This window comes from Serratia nevei, assembly GCF_024160145.1.
GTDB classification, from domain to species: domain Bacteria; phylum Pseudomonadota; class Gammaproteobacteria; order Enterobacterales; family Enterobacteriaceae; genus Serratia; species Serratia nevei_A.
In genome coordinates, this window is sequence record NZ_JAMYWQ010000029.1 from 45,148 (window position 1) to 60,824 (window position 15,677).

The 15,677-nt window shown below is 59.9% G+C and carries 8 protein-coding genes and 1 rRNA gene; 5 read left to right on the forward strand and 4 right to left on the reverse strand.

Annotation, left to right across the window (positions count from 1 at the left end; translation table 11 throughout):
- Positions 1–70: 70 nt before the first annotated feature.
- Positions 71–2,167 (reverse strand): TonB-dependent receptor, encoded by a 2,097-nt coding sequence (locus M6G53_RS18465; protein WP_253333612.1) that lies wholly within the window; start codon positions 2,165–2,167, stop codon positions 71–73.
- Positions 2,168–2,706: 539 nt separating this feature from the next.
- Between M6G53_RS18465 and M6G53_RS18470 the strand changes: the two genes are divergently transcribed.
- On the forward strand, positions 2,707–4,317 hold the full coding sequence (locus M6G53_RS18470; RefSeq protein ID WP_253333614.1) for a condensation domain-containing protein: 1,611 nt from the start codon (positions 2,707–2,709) through the stop codon (positions 4,315–4,317).
- 64 nt (positions 4,318–4,381) lie between these two features.
- Positions 4,382–7,477 (forward strand): amino acid adenylation domain-containing protein, encoded by a 3,096-nt coding sequence (locus M6G53_RS18475; protein ID WP_253333616.1) that lies wholly within the window; start codon positions 4,382–4,384, stop codon positions 7,475–7,477.
- Positions 7,478–7,519: 42 nt separating this feature from the next.
- Here the strand turns inward: M6G53_RS18475 and M6G53_RS18480 are convergent, their stop codons facing one another.
- Together M6G53_RS18480 and gltP are read right to left on the reverse strand one after the other, a co-directional pair.
- Entirely contained in the window at positions 7,520–8,863 is a 1,344-nt protein-coding gene (locus tag M6G53_RS18480; RefSeq protein ID WP_253333618.1) for a condensation domain-containing protein, read from the reverse strand.
- A gap of 277 nt (positions 8,864–9,140) precedes the next feature.
- A complete protein-coding gene (gene gltP, locus M6G53_RS18485; protein WP_088381149.1) occupies positions 9,141–10,457 on the reverse strand; it encodes a glutamate/aspartate:proton symporter GltP in 1,317 nt (438 codons plus the stop codon).
- Between the two features lie 902 nt (positions 10,458–11,359).
- On the opposite strand from gltP, the gene acs reads away from it, so the two are divergent.
- The 3 genes from acs to actP all read left to right on the forward strand — a co-directional run bounded on the left by acs (position 11,360) and on the right by actP (position 15,379).
- Entirely contained in the window at positions 11,360–13,318 is a 1,959-nt protein-coding gene (acs, locus tag M6G53_RS18490) for an acetate--CoA ligase (protein ID WP_253333620.1), read from the forward strand.
- A 91-nt stretch (positions 13,319–13,409) separates the two neighbouring features.
- Positions 13,410–13,721: a DUF485 domain-containing protein gene (locus M6G53_RS18495; protein WP_004930047.1), complete on the forward strand. Its 312-nt coding sequence runs from the start codon at positions 13,410–13,412 to the stop codon at positions 13,719–13,721.
- Positions 13,718–15,379 (forward strand): cation/acetate symporter ActP, encoded by a 1,662-nt coding sequence (actP, locus tag M6G53_RS18500; RefSeq protein ID WP_253333622.1) that lies wholly within the window; start codon positions 13,718–13,720, stop codon positions 15,377–15,379. The genes M6G53_RS18495 and actP overlap by 4 nt, the downstream gene beginning before the upstream one ends.
- Before the next feature lie 177 nt (positions 15,380–15,556).
- Here actP and rrf read toward each other — a convergent pair.
- Positions 15,557–15,672: ribosomal RNA gene (gene rrf, locus M6G53_RS18505) — 5S ribosomal RNA — on the reverse strand.
- Positions 15,673–15,677 lie beyond the last annotated feature (5 nt).

Below are 15,677 nucleotides of genomic sequence, written 5' to 3' on the forward strand. Positions count from 1 at the left end.
CTCCTTTGCCCGGCCGTGCCGGGATAGCGCATAAAAAGGGGGACATACGTCCCCCGTCATCGCGATAGCGTTAGAAATTCAGCTCAACCGCCGCGCCGACCAAGCGGCCTTGCTGAATATTCGCCGTGTAAATGTCGTTATTTCTGATCATTTCGCGGCGGTCGGAATCAAACAGGTTTTTCGCATACAGCGTGGCGCGGCCGTAGGAGAAGGTGTAGGCCAGCTGAGCGTTGGCCGTCCAATAAGAGCCGATGCGCCCTCGTGAATCGTTGTCGTATTGCGAATAGTAGGAGTCGGTAAACGCCACGTTGCTGCTCAGCTCCCATCCTTTCAGGAACTGGTATTTGGCGCCCATGTTGGCGGTGTAAGCCGGTGCACGCGCCAGCTCATGCCCTTCCACGCCGCTGCCCGAGAATTTCTTGATGTCGGTTTTCAGCAGGCCGAGGTTGCCGAACAGCTCGAAGTCCCAGCGCGGCTGCCAGGTGGCGCCGATTTCCGCGCCGTAGGTTTCCACCTTGTCGGCATTGCGGATCACGCTGGAGTTATCACCTAACGAATACGGCAGCTGCATATCTTTGTAATCGTTATAGAAAATGTTACCCGTCAGCACCACGTTGGCATCTTTCAGATGATGGCGGGTGTACAGCTCGTAGTTCCATACATACTCGGAACCGTAGGTGTAGCTGACCACCGGCGTGCCGAAAGTAATGCCGCCGCCGCCGGCGTTATAGCCACGAGCAATCTTGGCGCCGTAGGTTTGGGTATCCGTCGGTTTCCAGGCCAAGTCCAACTTCGGCAGGAACACGGTGTAGGTTTCGTCGAAGTCGATACGCACCGACTGACCACCGCCGTCGCGGCGGCGGTGCTCGCGTTCCAGGCGACTGGCGGCGGTCACGTCCACCTGCGGCGTCAGCGCATAGGTCAGCTCGGCGAACGCCGAATGGGTATCGGTTTTATCCTTGAAGCGCGAACCGCCGAAGATATTGACGTACTCATCCTGCGTGCCGTGGAAATAACGCAGCCCCGCCAGCCCGTGCAGGCGGCTGTCCGCACCGCCGAAGCGCACCACCGGTTCCACATGCACTTCTTGGCCCTGGATATCGGCGGCATAAGGCATGTTGTAGGCGGTCGGCCGATTGATATTGAAGTCGGTGTAAATAACGCGGTTTTCCAACGTCAGCGCATCGGACTGCTCCCAGGCCAGATCCCAGATGGTACTGTTCATGTTGCTTTTGAATATCGGCCGACGCGACTCATAGCGCGGGTTAGTCGGATGCGGCTGCGGATTGAGGCTTTCGTTTTGCGGCGCGTTGCTGCCGAAGTGGGTAAAGGTCAGCTTGGTGGTCAGATCGCGCAGGCCGGCCGGGTTGAACAACAGCTTCGCGCGGGCGGTGGTGGCTTCCACTTCGCGCGGATCGCCCACCGGGGCATACGACGGCATATCGACTTCGCTGCGGCGGCGCTGGCGATCGACGCTGACGCGGAACGCCAGCTGATCTTCCACCAGCGGGCCAGACGCCATGGCCGCCAGCTGTGAAGAGTGCTGGTTGCCTGCCCCGCCCTTGAAGGCGCTTTCCCATTCGAAAGTCGGATCTTTACTGGCCATAACGATGGCGCCGGCGATGGCGTTGCGCCCCTGAATGTAGCTTTGCGGGCCGAGGAACACTTCGACGCGATCCAGATCCCACAGCGACTGCGGACCGAATGCCTGTTCGTTATAGGTCAGCGAACGGCCGTCCAATGACAGATTGAGGCGCGGACGGGTGCCGCTGAGGAAGGCGTTGGCGCCGACGTTCGGGCCGGAACCGTCGATGCCGCGCACGGTCGGCAGTTCGTTGCCGATACCCAGATCCACCACGTTGGGGGTCATGCGCAGCAGATCGGGGATCTGCACCGCGTCGGGCATCGAAGCGATGCGGTTGCTGTCGAACACCTGCACGCTGGAGCCGGTGTCGAAAATGGAACGTTTGATCTTCTCACCGGTGACCAGCAGCGTTTCCGCATCCTGGTTGGTTTCGTTGCTCTTGGTTTCCGCCGCGTTAACGTTACCGATCGCCAGTGAACAAATCCCTAAAAATACGGAGGAAAACGCCCCAATGGCTTTCAACCCCGCTTTTTCCCCGTTTCTTACGCTTTCATGCCGTTGAGCCGCAAAATGCTTGCCCATAGATGTCTTCTCCTTTCATCCCAGAGGTGCACAAAATTTGATTTTTTTTACACAACCTACATCGACACTCACACAGACCATGACGCTACGGCCTTCCCGACCTTGGTGTTGCTTATCCCTGCGGCACAACAATGCCCTTCGCGGCCGAACGGGCCGACCCCGCCCACGGCCAAACCACCGATACGGGGCGGCAGACGACGGACATAAAAACGTAAAATAATGTTACGAATGATAATATTTTGCATTTTCCAATGCAAATCATTATCAATAAAGGTGTGAATCCAACCGAGATAACAGCCAGAAAACCTTATACTTTCGCAGGTAAAACAAGCGATGAAATATCAAGCAATAATTGCAATGCTAAGAATAATATAAATAAATTATTCACAACCAACAGCTTTCCGGCCTACAGCCAAGAACCCTCCTTATAGATAACACTCCCACCCCAAACGGAACAAATAATAATAATTTTCATTCCTATTAACATTTGGATATATTCTTGCAGTCTCTCTCGTTGGCTGAATCAAAATGGATACCCGATGAAAGCTTTGACCACGATGCAGGCCGCCTATTGGGTAGGCCGACAGTCCGCTCCTCCTCTCGGCGGCATGGCCGCCCACCTGTATGCGGAGTTCGACGGCGGCGAGCTGGACGTCACCCGCTTGCGTCAGGCCGTCGATGCGCTGTACCTGCATCATCCGCTGTTACGCCTGCGCATCACCGATGATGGCCGGCAGACCATCGCGCCCCCTGGCCCCCGCCACACCTTGCATCTCGACGACTGGCGGCATGCCGATACAGCGACGCTAACAGCCGCGCTCGCCGCCAAACGCCAGGCAAAAAGCACCCAATTGCTGCCGCTGGAACAGGGCGTGCCCTGCGATATCAGCCTGAGCCTGTTGCCGGAAGGGCGTAGCCGTTTGCACGTCGATCTCGATATGATCGCCGGCGATGCCATGAGCTTTCGCCTGTTGATGGAAGATCTGACGGCGTTTTATCACCAGTGCCCACCGGCCCCCTCCCATGACGCGCCGCCGGCCTACTTCGATCACCTCACACAACGCGACGCTGACGACGCGCTGCGCCGGCGGCGCGAACGCGGCCAGCACTGGTGGCGTGAACGCCTGGCGCAGGTGCCGCCGGCGCCGCGCCTGCTGCGCACGCCGGACCGCTGCCGTAGCGATCGCCTGGCCATACAGCTGAATGCAGCAGAAACCCGCGCGCTGGAGAGCGTTGCCAAACGGCACCGTACCTCGCTGTCGACGTTGTTTTTAGCGCTGTTCGCGCTGGCCGTCGGCCACGGCTGGAACATGACGCGCTTTCGGCTCAACGTGCCGCTGTTCCACCGCGAGAGCGAACGGGAGGACGCGCATCGCCTCATCGGCGATTTCTCTAACCTGGTGCTGCTCGGCGTGGAACTGAACCCGACGGAGAACCTGAGCGCCTTCTGCCGACGCCTGATGACGCAGCTGGCGGAGCTGATCGAGCATGCGGATTACCCCGGCGTGAGCGTGATGCGCGATCTGTCGCGCCTGCACGGCAGCCTGCAGCCTTCGCCGGTGGTGTTTACCGCCGGTTTCGGCATCCGCGGCAAGACGCTGTTTTCCGAACGGGTCACCGACACCTTCGGCCGTCTCGGCTGGGTCATCTCTCAGGGGCCACAGGTGGCGCTGGATGCGCAGGTCGCCCACGTCGACGACGGCATTCTGATCAACTGGGACGTGCGGCTGGACGCATTCCCCGAGCAGGTGCTGCCACGCCTGCTGGCCTGTTACCGGGCGCTGCTGCACCTGGCCGCGCGGCAAACGGAGGCGTTCGATCGCCCGCTGTCGCAGCTGCTGGCGCAATGCACGCCCGACGCGCTGGCGCAGCAGGCGCCGGTGCGCCAGGTGCTGCATCGGCTGCTGGCGCGGGTGGCCCCCGAGGCCGACTTGCACGACCACGACGATATCCGCCGCTTGGCCTTGCCGGATGCCGGGGTGAACGCGCTGCTGACGGTGCTCAACAAGTATCTGGCGGCGAGGCTGACGGCGCAGGATCTGGCGGCACATTCCTCCCCGGCGGCGCTGGCGGCATTGATCTGCCAACGCTCGCCCGAGGCAGGAAGGCATGCGAAAACGCTGCTCGCCGCGCTGGCGCCGCAGCACTGAGATCGGCTTCCGGGCGCGCGGCGCCCGGCTCGTTTTAATCGGTTAGCGACTATAGGGAAGTACCATGGAGACAGCTTTAACCGCACTTCAGCAGGCCTATCTTCTGGGCCGCAGCGATCGATGGCCGCTCGGCGGCGTGGCGATGCACGACTTTCGCGAATACCGCGCCCGACAGCTGGACGTACCGCGCCTTGAAGCGCGCCTGACCGAGCTGGTACAGCATTACCCGGCGTTGCGCACCTGCATCGATGTGCAGCGCGGGACGCAGCACGTACGCCCGGAGGTGACGCTGCATCTGGATCGCCACGATTTGCGCGCCCTTGATGGCGAAGCGGCGCAGCGCCAGGTCGAACAGCTGCGCGCGCGTTACTCCCACCAGCGCCACGACCCGAGCCAACCGCTGTGGCGCATCGCCGTGATCCAACGGGCCGAACAGCAGGATCCGACGGGATCGCCGTACGATACGCTGATCTTCACCAGCTTCGATGCGTTGATCCTCGACGGCCAGGGGATCTCCACCGTGATCGCGCGCCTGTTCGACGATCGTCCTCTGGCGCCGACCGCCGCCGCGGTGCCGCTCCCCGCCGCACCGGCGGCACAGCGCCAGGCCGATGCGGCCTACTGGCGCGAAAAACTGCAGGATGTCACCACCCCGTCGGCACTACCGTGGCGCGCCCCGCTGGCCAATCTCACCTCATCGCGCTATCGCCGCGCCCGCCTGACGCTGCCGCGCGACACGGTAAAACAGCTCGGCCGCCTGGGATCGCCGCATGCGCTGCTGCGCAACAGCCTGCTGTCGGCGCTGATCCTCGATACGCTGGCCCACTGGACCACCGACGGCGAGCTGTGCGTCGGGGTGCCGGTGGCGTTCCCCGCCGCCGACGGCGCCCTGGGCAACGCCTCCAGCTTCGTGGCGGTACGCTATTCCCGCCACGGCGAAGACTTTATCCAGCGCGCACAAGCCCTGCAGGACGACGTGCTCGGCGCGCTCGACCACCTGACGTTTTCCGGCGTCGATCTGGCGCGGCAGTTGCTCAGCCAAAGCCAGGGCGGCCCTGCGCTGCCGGTGATCCTCACCAACTGCCTGGGCTGGGAAACGCTGCCGGCCGAGGCGCCGGTGCGCTTCCACGACGGCCTGACCCAAACACCGCAGGTCGCCATCGATATCCGCCTGACGCTGGACAGCGAAAAAAACCTGCAGCTGTGCGTGGACTACGCCGAGCAGGCGCTGCACGGCGAACAGGTAGAAGCCATGCTGGCGGCGTTGCAGCGACGCATCCTGCACAGTTGCCAACGGGCCGATCTGGCGATCGCGCCGCATGACTTCATCGATCTGGCGCATTACCGCCACAACGACAGCGAAGCGAATTACGCACCTTATCCTTATCTGGCACAGCTGGCCGAGCGGCTGTTCGGCGCTCAAGACGGCGGCAACGCGCTGATCTGCGGCGAACAGACGCTGAGCTACCGCGAGCTGGGCCAGCGGATCGCCACGGCGATCGCCAACCTGCAGAACCGCGGCGTGCAGCCGGGCAACGTGGTGGCGCTGTATCTGCCACGCAGCCCGGAACAGATCATCTTCAGCCTGGCCTGCGCTCTGCAGGGCGTGATCTGGGTGCCTGTCGATATCAACTCGCCGCCGGAACGCACCGCCTACCTGCTGGAAAACTGCCGGCCGACGCTGGTGGTGCACAGCGGCGATCTGGAGACGCCGATCGGCGTGACGCCGGTGACCCTGCTGGCGCCGACGGATCGCGCCCCGATGCTGCCGGATGAACACACGTTGGCGGAACGCAGCGCCAGCCCCGCCGCGAGCTACTACCTGTACACCTCCGGCACCACCGGTAAGCCCAAATGCGTGGTGCTCAACAACCGCGCCACCGCCAACGTTGTCCACCAGACCCAACTGCGCTGGGCGGTCACCGCCGACGACGTCTTCATTTCCGTCACGCCGCCGCACCATGACATGTCGATGTTCGATCTGTTCGGTTCGCTGTGCGCCGGCGCCACGCTGGTGCTGCCAGCGCCGCATCAGGAAAAGGACGCCATCAGCTGGAACCAACTGGTGGAGAAACATCGGGTCAGCCTGTGGTGCTCGGTGCCCGCCATTCTGGAGATGCTGCTCACCTGCAAAACGGCCGACAGCCTGCGTTCGCTGCGCCTGGTGGCGCAAGGCGGTGATTACATCAAGCCGGCGACGGTACAAACCCTGCGCACCCTGCGCCCGGATCTCGCACTGTTTTCGCTCGGCGGGCCGACCGAAACCACCATCTGGAGCATCTGGCACCCGATCGCCCCGCAGGAGAGCGGCACCGTGCCTTACGGCCGCCCGCTGCCGGCCAACCGCTACTTCATCTGCCATGACGACGGCAGCCACTGCCCGGCCGGCGTGGTCGGCCGCATCCATACCGCCGGGGTCAACCTGGCGTTGGGCTACCTGGAGCAGGGGGAGCTGAAGCAGCACGATTTCGTTACCCTCGAAGGGCCGGAGGGGCAACCGCTGCGCGCTTTCCGCACCGGCGATCAGGGCTACTACCGTGCAGACGGCAACATCATGTTCGCCACCCGGGTGAACGGCTATGTGAAGATCCGCGGTGTACGCGTCTCGCTACCGGAAATCGAAGACGTGCTGCGCCGCCATCCGGCGATCCAGGACATGGTGGTGGTGGATTACCCCAGCGGCGAGAACAACGAGGCGGCGCTTGGTGCCCTGTATCTGACCCGCGACGGCAAACCGCTGCCACTGTCCGAGATCCGCGCCTTCGCCACCGGCTATCTGCCCTGTACCCATATTCCCACGCGCTTTATTCATGCCGAGGCGCTGCCGCTGTCCGCCAACGGCAAAACCGACCGCCATCGCATCCGCGCCGACCTGAGCCACCAGCAAACCGCGCCGGCGCTTAACGCCTGTGCGGCACCGCCGCCGAACGCGCCTTTGGCGCGCAGCGCAGAGATCCTGACCATTTACTGGCGGGCGATCGGCGTGACGCCACGTCCGGAATGGGGAGAAGAGACGGCGTTTATCGCCATGGGGCTGAAGCTGCCGCATATCAAACAGGTGGCGGAGCGCCTCAATGACGCTTTCGGCACCCGGCTGGTCAGCAGCTCGCTCCTGCCATGCAAGAACGCGCGCGAAGTGGCGGCGTTGCTGGCCAACTGAAGCCATACCACTCGGGCGGGGATAGACCCCGCCCGCATTTTATCAGGCGGGCAACGCCGTCAGGGCCGCCAGCGGTTGCTCCCAGGCTTCCCGCTGCAGCGCGCGCAACAGAAATTCCTGCAGCGCCTCGCCGTAATCCAACGCATCCTCCGTCGGGAATTGCTCCAGATAGATATCGATATCCACCTGCAGATCGCGGGCGTCGGTACGGCCGCGATAAGTCAGGTTAAAACCGTCGCCCGAACCGCCGGCCAACACGCGGCGGGTGCCGCTACAGCCGGCGAAACGGGGCGCATCGAAGGGCTGCACGTTGATGAAGGGGGAAATAAAGAAGCGCGAATCCGGCTCCACGCCGCGATCGGCGGCCAGCTGGCGCAGGCGATAGCCGGCATGGCTGCGCAGCTCCCGCAGTTGCTGCGCCGTCGCCATCAAAAAGCCCCCCAGCGTCGCCGACGAGGGGAGCGACACCAGCAGCGGCAGGGTATTAACCGCCAGCGAAGGCACGTTGGTGGCGGCCTGCCCGCGGCGATTCATCGCCGGTATCCACATCGGCAGCGCCTCGCCCTGCCGGGTGTTGCGCGGTATCACCTGAAGCAGCCAGGCCGCCGACAGCGCCACCAGCAGGTCGGGCCAATTGATGCCACAGCGTTCCGACTGTTGTGCAAGCAGTTGCGCGACTTCTGTCGGCAACCGGCGGTTGACGCTCAGACGCCGCACGCCATAGGCCTCGCCGCCTTTGCGCACCGTCGGCAACGCCTGTGACGGCGGCAGATAGGCCTGCCAAAAGCACCGGTCGCGCTCACAGCGTTCAGAATCAGCGTAAGCCAGTTCGGCCTGTTGAAAGGCAGCAAAGGCGCCCAGGGGAATACCCGCGCTGCCCTCACCCAGATAGTGCGCATATAACGCGGCGCAGCGGTGTTCGATCAGCGCCATGCCGAAGCCATCGACCAGAATATGGTGCGCACGCACGTACCAGAGGTAACGCTGCGGCCCCAGCTTGAGCAACCAGGCGGCGGCTAACGGCTCGCGGTGCAGCGCCCGGCGCTGCGCGATATCTTCGCGCATCAGGTTTTGCGCCGCCTGCCAGGGATCGCCGTGCGTTTGCAGATCGATGCGTTGCAATAGCGGTGTGCGCTGTGGGTCGTGACATAACGGCGGAGGAGAGTCGCCACGCCGTTCACCAAAGCGCAGGGCAAACGCCTGCGTCTCGGCGAGAGTAGTGACGATCGCCCGGCAAAGCGCTTCTTCCTCCACCGCGCCGCACAGTTCGGTGCAATGCGCGACGGTGGATAAGGTCTGCCCGGGGTGCAAAGTGTATTCTTCCCAGAAATCAAGCTGCGCTGGCGCCAGCGGCAACCATTCAGAGGCCAAAGCGGTGTCCGACATGTTACCTACCTTTGATAAGCCCGAATAAAGGCGCCGAACGGACGTAACCCCCACCGTTCAACGGCTTTTGCGTGTCTCCATACATCAACAAATGAAAATGATAATAACATCTATTATCATTTCTACTAATTTGGTAACACTTTAGATTCTGTTAAGCGGGGATGCAAGCCGCACAGCGGGGACGGAGAAAAGAAAGTGGCAAGTTGAGGGATCATAAAAACAAAACGCCCCGGGCACCTGTGCCCGGGGCGTTTTTAACATCAGCAATATTCGGCGATCAGGCCTGATTGGCCGGCTTCACCTTCTGCGCCAGAAACTCCGTTTCGTAGGCCTGCGCCTTCTTGCGATCGAACTGGTGCTCCCACTTGGCGATCACCAATACCGCCAACGCGTTACCCACCACGTTCAGCGCGGTGCGCGCCATATCCAGGATACGGTCCACGCCGGCGATGAACGCCAGGCCTTCCAGCGGGATGCCGACGCTGCCCAGCGTGGCCAGCAGCACCACGAACGAGACGCCCGGCACGCCGGCGATCCCTTTCGAGGTGACCATCAGCGTCAGCACCAGCACGATCTCCTGCCCCAGCGATAGCTCGATGCCATACAGCTGGGCGATAAAGATAGCGGCGATGCTCTGGTACAGCGTCGAGCCATCCAGGTTAAAGGAGTAGCCGGTCGGTACCACGAAGCTGGTGATCGACTTGGGCGCGCCGTAAGCCTCCATCTTTTCGATGATGCGCGGCAGCACCGTTTCTGAGCTGGCGGTGGAATAAGCCAGGATCAGTTCGTCTTTCAGGATGCGGATCAGCGTCCAGATGCGCAGGTTGCACAGCCGGGCGACCGCCCCCAGCACCACCAGAGCGAAGAACGCGATGGCGAAGTACACCAGCACCACCAGCTTGGCCAGCGGCAGCAGCGAAGCGAAACCGAAGTTGGCTACCGTCACTGCGATCAGGCCAAACACCCCGATCGGCGCATAGCGCATGATCATGTGGGTGACTTTGAACATGCTCTCGGACACCGCCTTGAACACCTTCAGCAACGGCTCTTTGGTCTCCTTCGGCAAGGATGACAGCCCCAGACCGAACAGCACCGAGAAGAAGATAATCGGCAACATGTCGCCCTTGGCCATCGACGAGAAAACGTTCGATGGGATCAGCGACAGAATGGTCGCCACCAGACTGTGCGAACCGCTTTGCACCTGTTCGGTGGTTTTCTCATACTGCGAAATGTCCACCGTGGTCAGCGTCGACATATCGATGCCGTGGCCGGGTTGGAATACGTTGGCCAACGTCAACCCCACCACGATGGCGACGGTGGTGATCACTTCGAAGTAAATAATGGTTTTCAATCCGATGCGGCCCAGCTTTTTCGCATCCCCCACGCCGGCAATACCGACGATCAGCGTGGAAATAACGATCGGCACCACAATCATCTTGATCAGGCGAATAAAGATATCACCTGCCGGGCTGAGAATATTGCTGACCAGCCACTCACGGGATTCTGTCTGGTTGTGCAATACCGCGCCAACAATAATACCCAGTACCAACGCGATCAGGATTTGCCAAGCCAGGCTAATTTTTACACTTTTCATACCCAAAAAGTCCTCAAAGACGCTTTTCGCCGTACAAAGTCGCAACACAGCGAAAAGAATACTTAATCATTTATTACAGGCTTATGTTAATTTCAGTGGAAGCGTTCACCTGCCCTGGGTGCGACGCAGTATAAATCTGTATCATCCGGGCGGCATGCTCTGCAAGCCTTGATTTTTCAGGGTTGAGCGCTGAATCGAATCACAAAAACTTCGCGTTACTATTTCAAATGGCATAATTGCTTGTTATTAAAAACATAATTTTTCATATAATGAAGCACATAACCGTGCCGACGACGCTTTTTTGAACGCCATGAGAATGCGTTATTTTTCGTCCATTCTGCATATTTAGTCCGCACTGGATGTTTATACTTTGTTACTTAAAAGTCAAATAAATGAGAATTAATCGAGTGACACTTTCCTCCATAAATGCAGCATCACTTTATATTTCGCTTAAAAAGCGAGCAATATCGCAGAGTGAATTACCCTCGGGTATCACCCGACCTTTCATCAGGAATTAAAGGTTAATAAAACGTTATTTCACGATGTGCCGTCCATCGTTATATCGCGTTAATACCAACTTCGAATATTAATAACGAAAAATAATCCAAAAAGATTTATAGCGCTGAATAATGCAGATCTTTTCCCCACTATTAAGAACGAGGCGAATAGTCTCGTCTTTGTTTATTCTTTTTTGTTCTTTATATAAGTGTTTTTGGCTAAAAAAGCGGGTTTATGATGATTTAAACGCCAAAGAGATAGATACGCCCTGCAAATACGACAGAACTATTACAAATCAATATCTTTGTTGCGTGATCTGCCGCGCAAAAAAGAAACAAAGAATCGTAGCAAACTATACTTAACCTTCAGTTGACATATCATTAACAACTTCAAGGAGAAAAGCTATGAGCCAACTGCATAAACACGCTATTCCTTCTGCAATTGCAGAGCGCGCCCTGATTAATCCGGCACAATACCAACAGTATTATCAACAGTCGGTTCAAGACCCAGAGGCTTTCTGGGGTGAGCATGGCAAAATCCTGGACTGGATCAAACCCTATACCAAAGTTAAAAACACGTCGTTCGATCCCGGCCACGTCAGCATTCGTTGGTTTGAAGACGGTACGCTGAACCTGTCTGCCAACTGTCTGGACCGCCATCTGGCCGAGCGCGGCGACCAAACCGCCATTATCTGGGAAGGCGATGACCCGACCCAATCCAAGAAAGTGACTTACAAACAGCTGCACCACGACGTCTGCCAGTTCGCCAACGTGCTGAAAAAGCTCGGCGTGAAAAAAGGCGACGTGGTGGCCATCTATATGCCGATGGTGCCGGAAGCGGCAGTCGCGATGCTGGCCTGTGCGCGCATCGGCGCCGTACATTCGGTGATCTTCGGCGGCTTCTCGCCGGAAGCGGTCGCCGGACGCATTATCGACTCCAATGCCAAACTGGTCATTACCGCCGATGAAGGCCTGCGCGCCGGCCGCGCCGTGCCGCTGAAGAAGAACGTCGACGATGCGCTGAAAAATCCCGGCGTAGTCAGCGTGGCCAACGTGGTGGTGTTCCAACGCACCGGCAAGCCGGGTTACTGGCAGGAAGGGCGCGATCTGTGGTGGCATGAGCTGACTCTGGGCGTCTGCGCCGACTGCCCACCGGAAGAAGTGAACGCCGAAGATCCGCTGTTTATCCTGTACACCTCCGGCTCGACCGGCAAGCCGAAAGGCGTGCTGCACACCACCGGCGGCTACCTGGTGTACGCCGCATTGACCTTTAAGTATGTGTTCGACTATCACGACGGCGACATTTACTGGTGCACCGCCGACGTGGGCTGGGTCACCGGCCACAGCTATCTGCTGTACGGCCCGCTGGCCAGTGGCGCCACCACGCTGATGTTCGAAGGCGTGCCTAACTATCCGGGCGTCAATCGCCTGTCGCAGGTGATCGACAAGCACCAGGTCAACATTCTGTATACCGCGCCGACCGCCATTCGCGCCCTGATGGCCGAAGGCGACAAGGCGATCGAGGGCACCCGACGCGATTCGCTGCGCATCATGGGCTCGGTCGGCGAGCCGATCAACCCGGAAGCCTGGGAGTGGTATTACAACAAGATCGGCAACGCAAAGTGCCCGATCGTCGATACCTGGTGGCAAACTGAAACCGGCGGTTTCATGATCACCCCTCTGCCGGGTGCCACCGAGCTGAAGGCCGGTTCCGCCACGCGGCCGTTCTTCGGCGTACAGCCGGCGCTGGTCGATAACGTCGGCACGCCGCAGGAAGGCGCCTGCGAAGGCAACCTGGTGATCGTCGATTCCTGGCCGGGCCAGGCGCGTACCCTGTTCGGCGATCATGACCGCTTCGAGCAAACCTACTTCTCGACCTTCAAAGGCATGTACTTCAGCGGTGACGGCGCTCGCCGCGACGAGGACGGTTACTACTGGATCACTGGCCGCGTCGACGACGTGCTGAACGTCTCCGGCCACCGTCTGGGCACCGCCGAGATAGAGTCTGCGCTGGTATCGCACCCGAAAATCGCCGAAGCGGCGGTAGTCGGCATTCCGCATAACATCAAAGGCCAGGCGATCTACGCCTACATCACGCTGAATCACGGCGAAGAACCGACGCCGGAGCTCTATACCGAAGTGCGCAACTGGGTGCGTAAAGAGATAGGGCCGATCGCCACGCCGGACGTGCTGCACTGGACAGATTCGCTGCCCAAAACGCGCTCCGGCAAGATCATGCGGCGTATCCTGCGCAAAATTGCCGCCGGCGACACCAGCAACCTGGGGGATACCTCCACGCTGGCGGATCCGGCCGTAGTCGACAAGCTGTTGGAAGAAAAACAATCAATGAAAGTGCCGTCATAATTTACGCCGCTTCAGGCCGCTCATTCGGATAACCTGCCGTTGAGCGGCCCTGGCGCGGCGTACTCTCTCAATACCGACTGGAGACACTCTGATGAATGACACCATTTATCAAGGGATTGAAGAAAACCCGCGCTTTAAAGAGCTGGTGAGAAAACGCGGCCGGTTCGCCTGGCTGCTTTCGCTGATTACGCTGGCGCTGTACGTCGGCTTTATTCTGTTGATCGCCTTCGATCCGCAATGGCTCGGCACGCCGATCGCCGCCGGATCGACCATCACCCGCGGGATCCCGGTCGGCGTCGGGCTGATCGTGATCTCTTTCGTCTTGACCGGAATCTACGTGTTTCGCGCCAACGGCGAGTTCGATCGCCTCACCGCAGAAATCCTGCGTGAGGTGAAACAATGAAGCGCTTATGCTCCGCCCTTTCCGCCGCCGCGCTGCTGTTGCTGCCCGGCCTGACTTATGCTGACGCTATCGGCGGTGAAGTGCATCGTCAGCCGCTGAATATCCAGGCGATCGTGATGTTTATCCTGTTTGTCGGCGCCACCCTGTACATTACCTACTGGGCGTCCAAACGTACCCGTTCCCGCCAGGACTACTACACTGCGGGCGGGCGCATCACCGGCCTGCAAAACGGGTTGGCGATCGCCGGCGACTTCATGTCCGCCGCCTCGTTTCTCGGCATCTCCGCTTTGGTCTACACCTCGGGCTATGACGGCCTGATCTACTCCATCGGCTTCCTCATCGGCTGGCCGATCATTCTGTTCCTGATCGCGGAGCGCCTGCGTAACCTCGGCCGCTATACCTTTGCCGATGTCGCCTCTTACCGTCTGCAGCAGAAACCGATCCGCACCCTGTCGGCCTGCGGCTCTTTGGTGGTGGTAGCGCTGTATCTGATCGCGCAGATGGTCGGCGCCGGCAAGCTGATCCAGCTGCTGTTCGGGCTCAACTACCACGTGGCGGTGATCCTCGTGGGTATCCTGATGGTGCTGTACGTGCTGTTCGGCGGCATGCTGGCCACGACCTGGGTACAGATCATCAAGGCGGTGCTGCTGCTGGCCGGTGCCAGCTTTATGGCGCTGATGGTGATGAAGTCGGTTAACTTCGACTTCAATACCCTGTTCGCCGAAGCGGTGAAGGTGCATCCGAAAGGCATCGCCATCATGAGCCCCGGCGGCCTGGTCTCCGATCCGATTTCCGCGCTGTCGCTCGGCCTGGCGCTGATGTTCGGCACCGCCGGTTTGCCGCACATCCTGATGCGCTTCTTTACCGTGAGTGACGCCAAAGAAGCGCGCAAGAGCGTGTTCTACGCCACCGGTTTTATCGGTTACTTCTATATCCTGACCTTTATCATCGGCTTCGGCGCCATCTTGCTGGTCAGCGCCAACCCGGCGTTCAAAGACGCTACCGGCGCGCTGCTGGGCGGCACCAACATGGCGGCGGTGCACCTGGCCAATGCCGTTGGCGGCAACTTCTTCCTCGGCTTTATCTCGGCGGTGGCCTTCGCCACCATTCTGGCGGTCGTTGCAGGCCTGACGCTGGCCGGCGCCTCGGCCGTTTCCCACGATCTCTACGCCAGCGTGATGAAAAACGGCAAAGCGACCGAGCGCGACGAGCTGAAGGTCTCCAAGATCACCGTCGTGGTGCTCGGCCTGGTCGCTATCGCGCTGGGGATTTTGTTCGAGAAGCAGAACATCGCCTTTATGGTCGGGTTGGCGTTCTCTATCGCCGCCAGCTGTAACTTCCCTATCATCATCCTGTCGATGTACTGGTCGCGTTTGACCACTCGCGGCGCGATGATTGGCGGCTGGCTGGGCCTGCTGACGGCGGTGATTCTGATGATCCTCGGCCCGACGATCTGGGTGCAGATCCTCGGCCATGAAAAACCGATTTACCCGTATGAATACCCGGCGCTGTTCTCGATGATCGTGGCCTTTGTCGGCACCTGGCTGTTCTCGATCACCGACGGCTCGCTGGCCGGGCAGCAGGAGCGGGAACGCTTCCGGGCTCAGTTTGTCCGTTCGCAAACCGGGCTGGGCATCTCTCAGGGCAGCTCGCATTAACCGAATAATAAGTGAAAAAAAGCAAACACACCCTAATCAAAGGCCCTTCGGGGCCTTTTCTCTGGCTGTTTATCGGAGAGAAGCTGGGGAAAGCAGCGCAGCGTAGCTGCGCTTTTTGCGTTTTACGCATAGCAAAAAGCCCCATGCTTTCGCATGAGGCTTGTTGTTTTATTTGATGCCTGGCAGTGTCCTACTCTCGCATGGGGAGACCCCACACTACCATCGGCGCTACGGCGTTTCACTTCTGAGTTCGGCATGGGGTCAGGTGGGACCACCGCGCTATTGCCGCCAGGCAAAT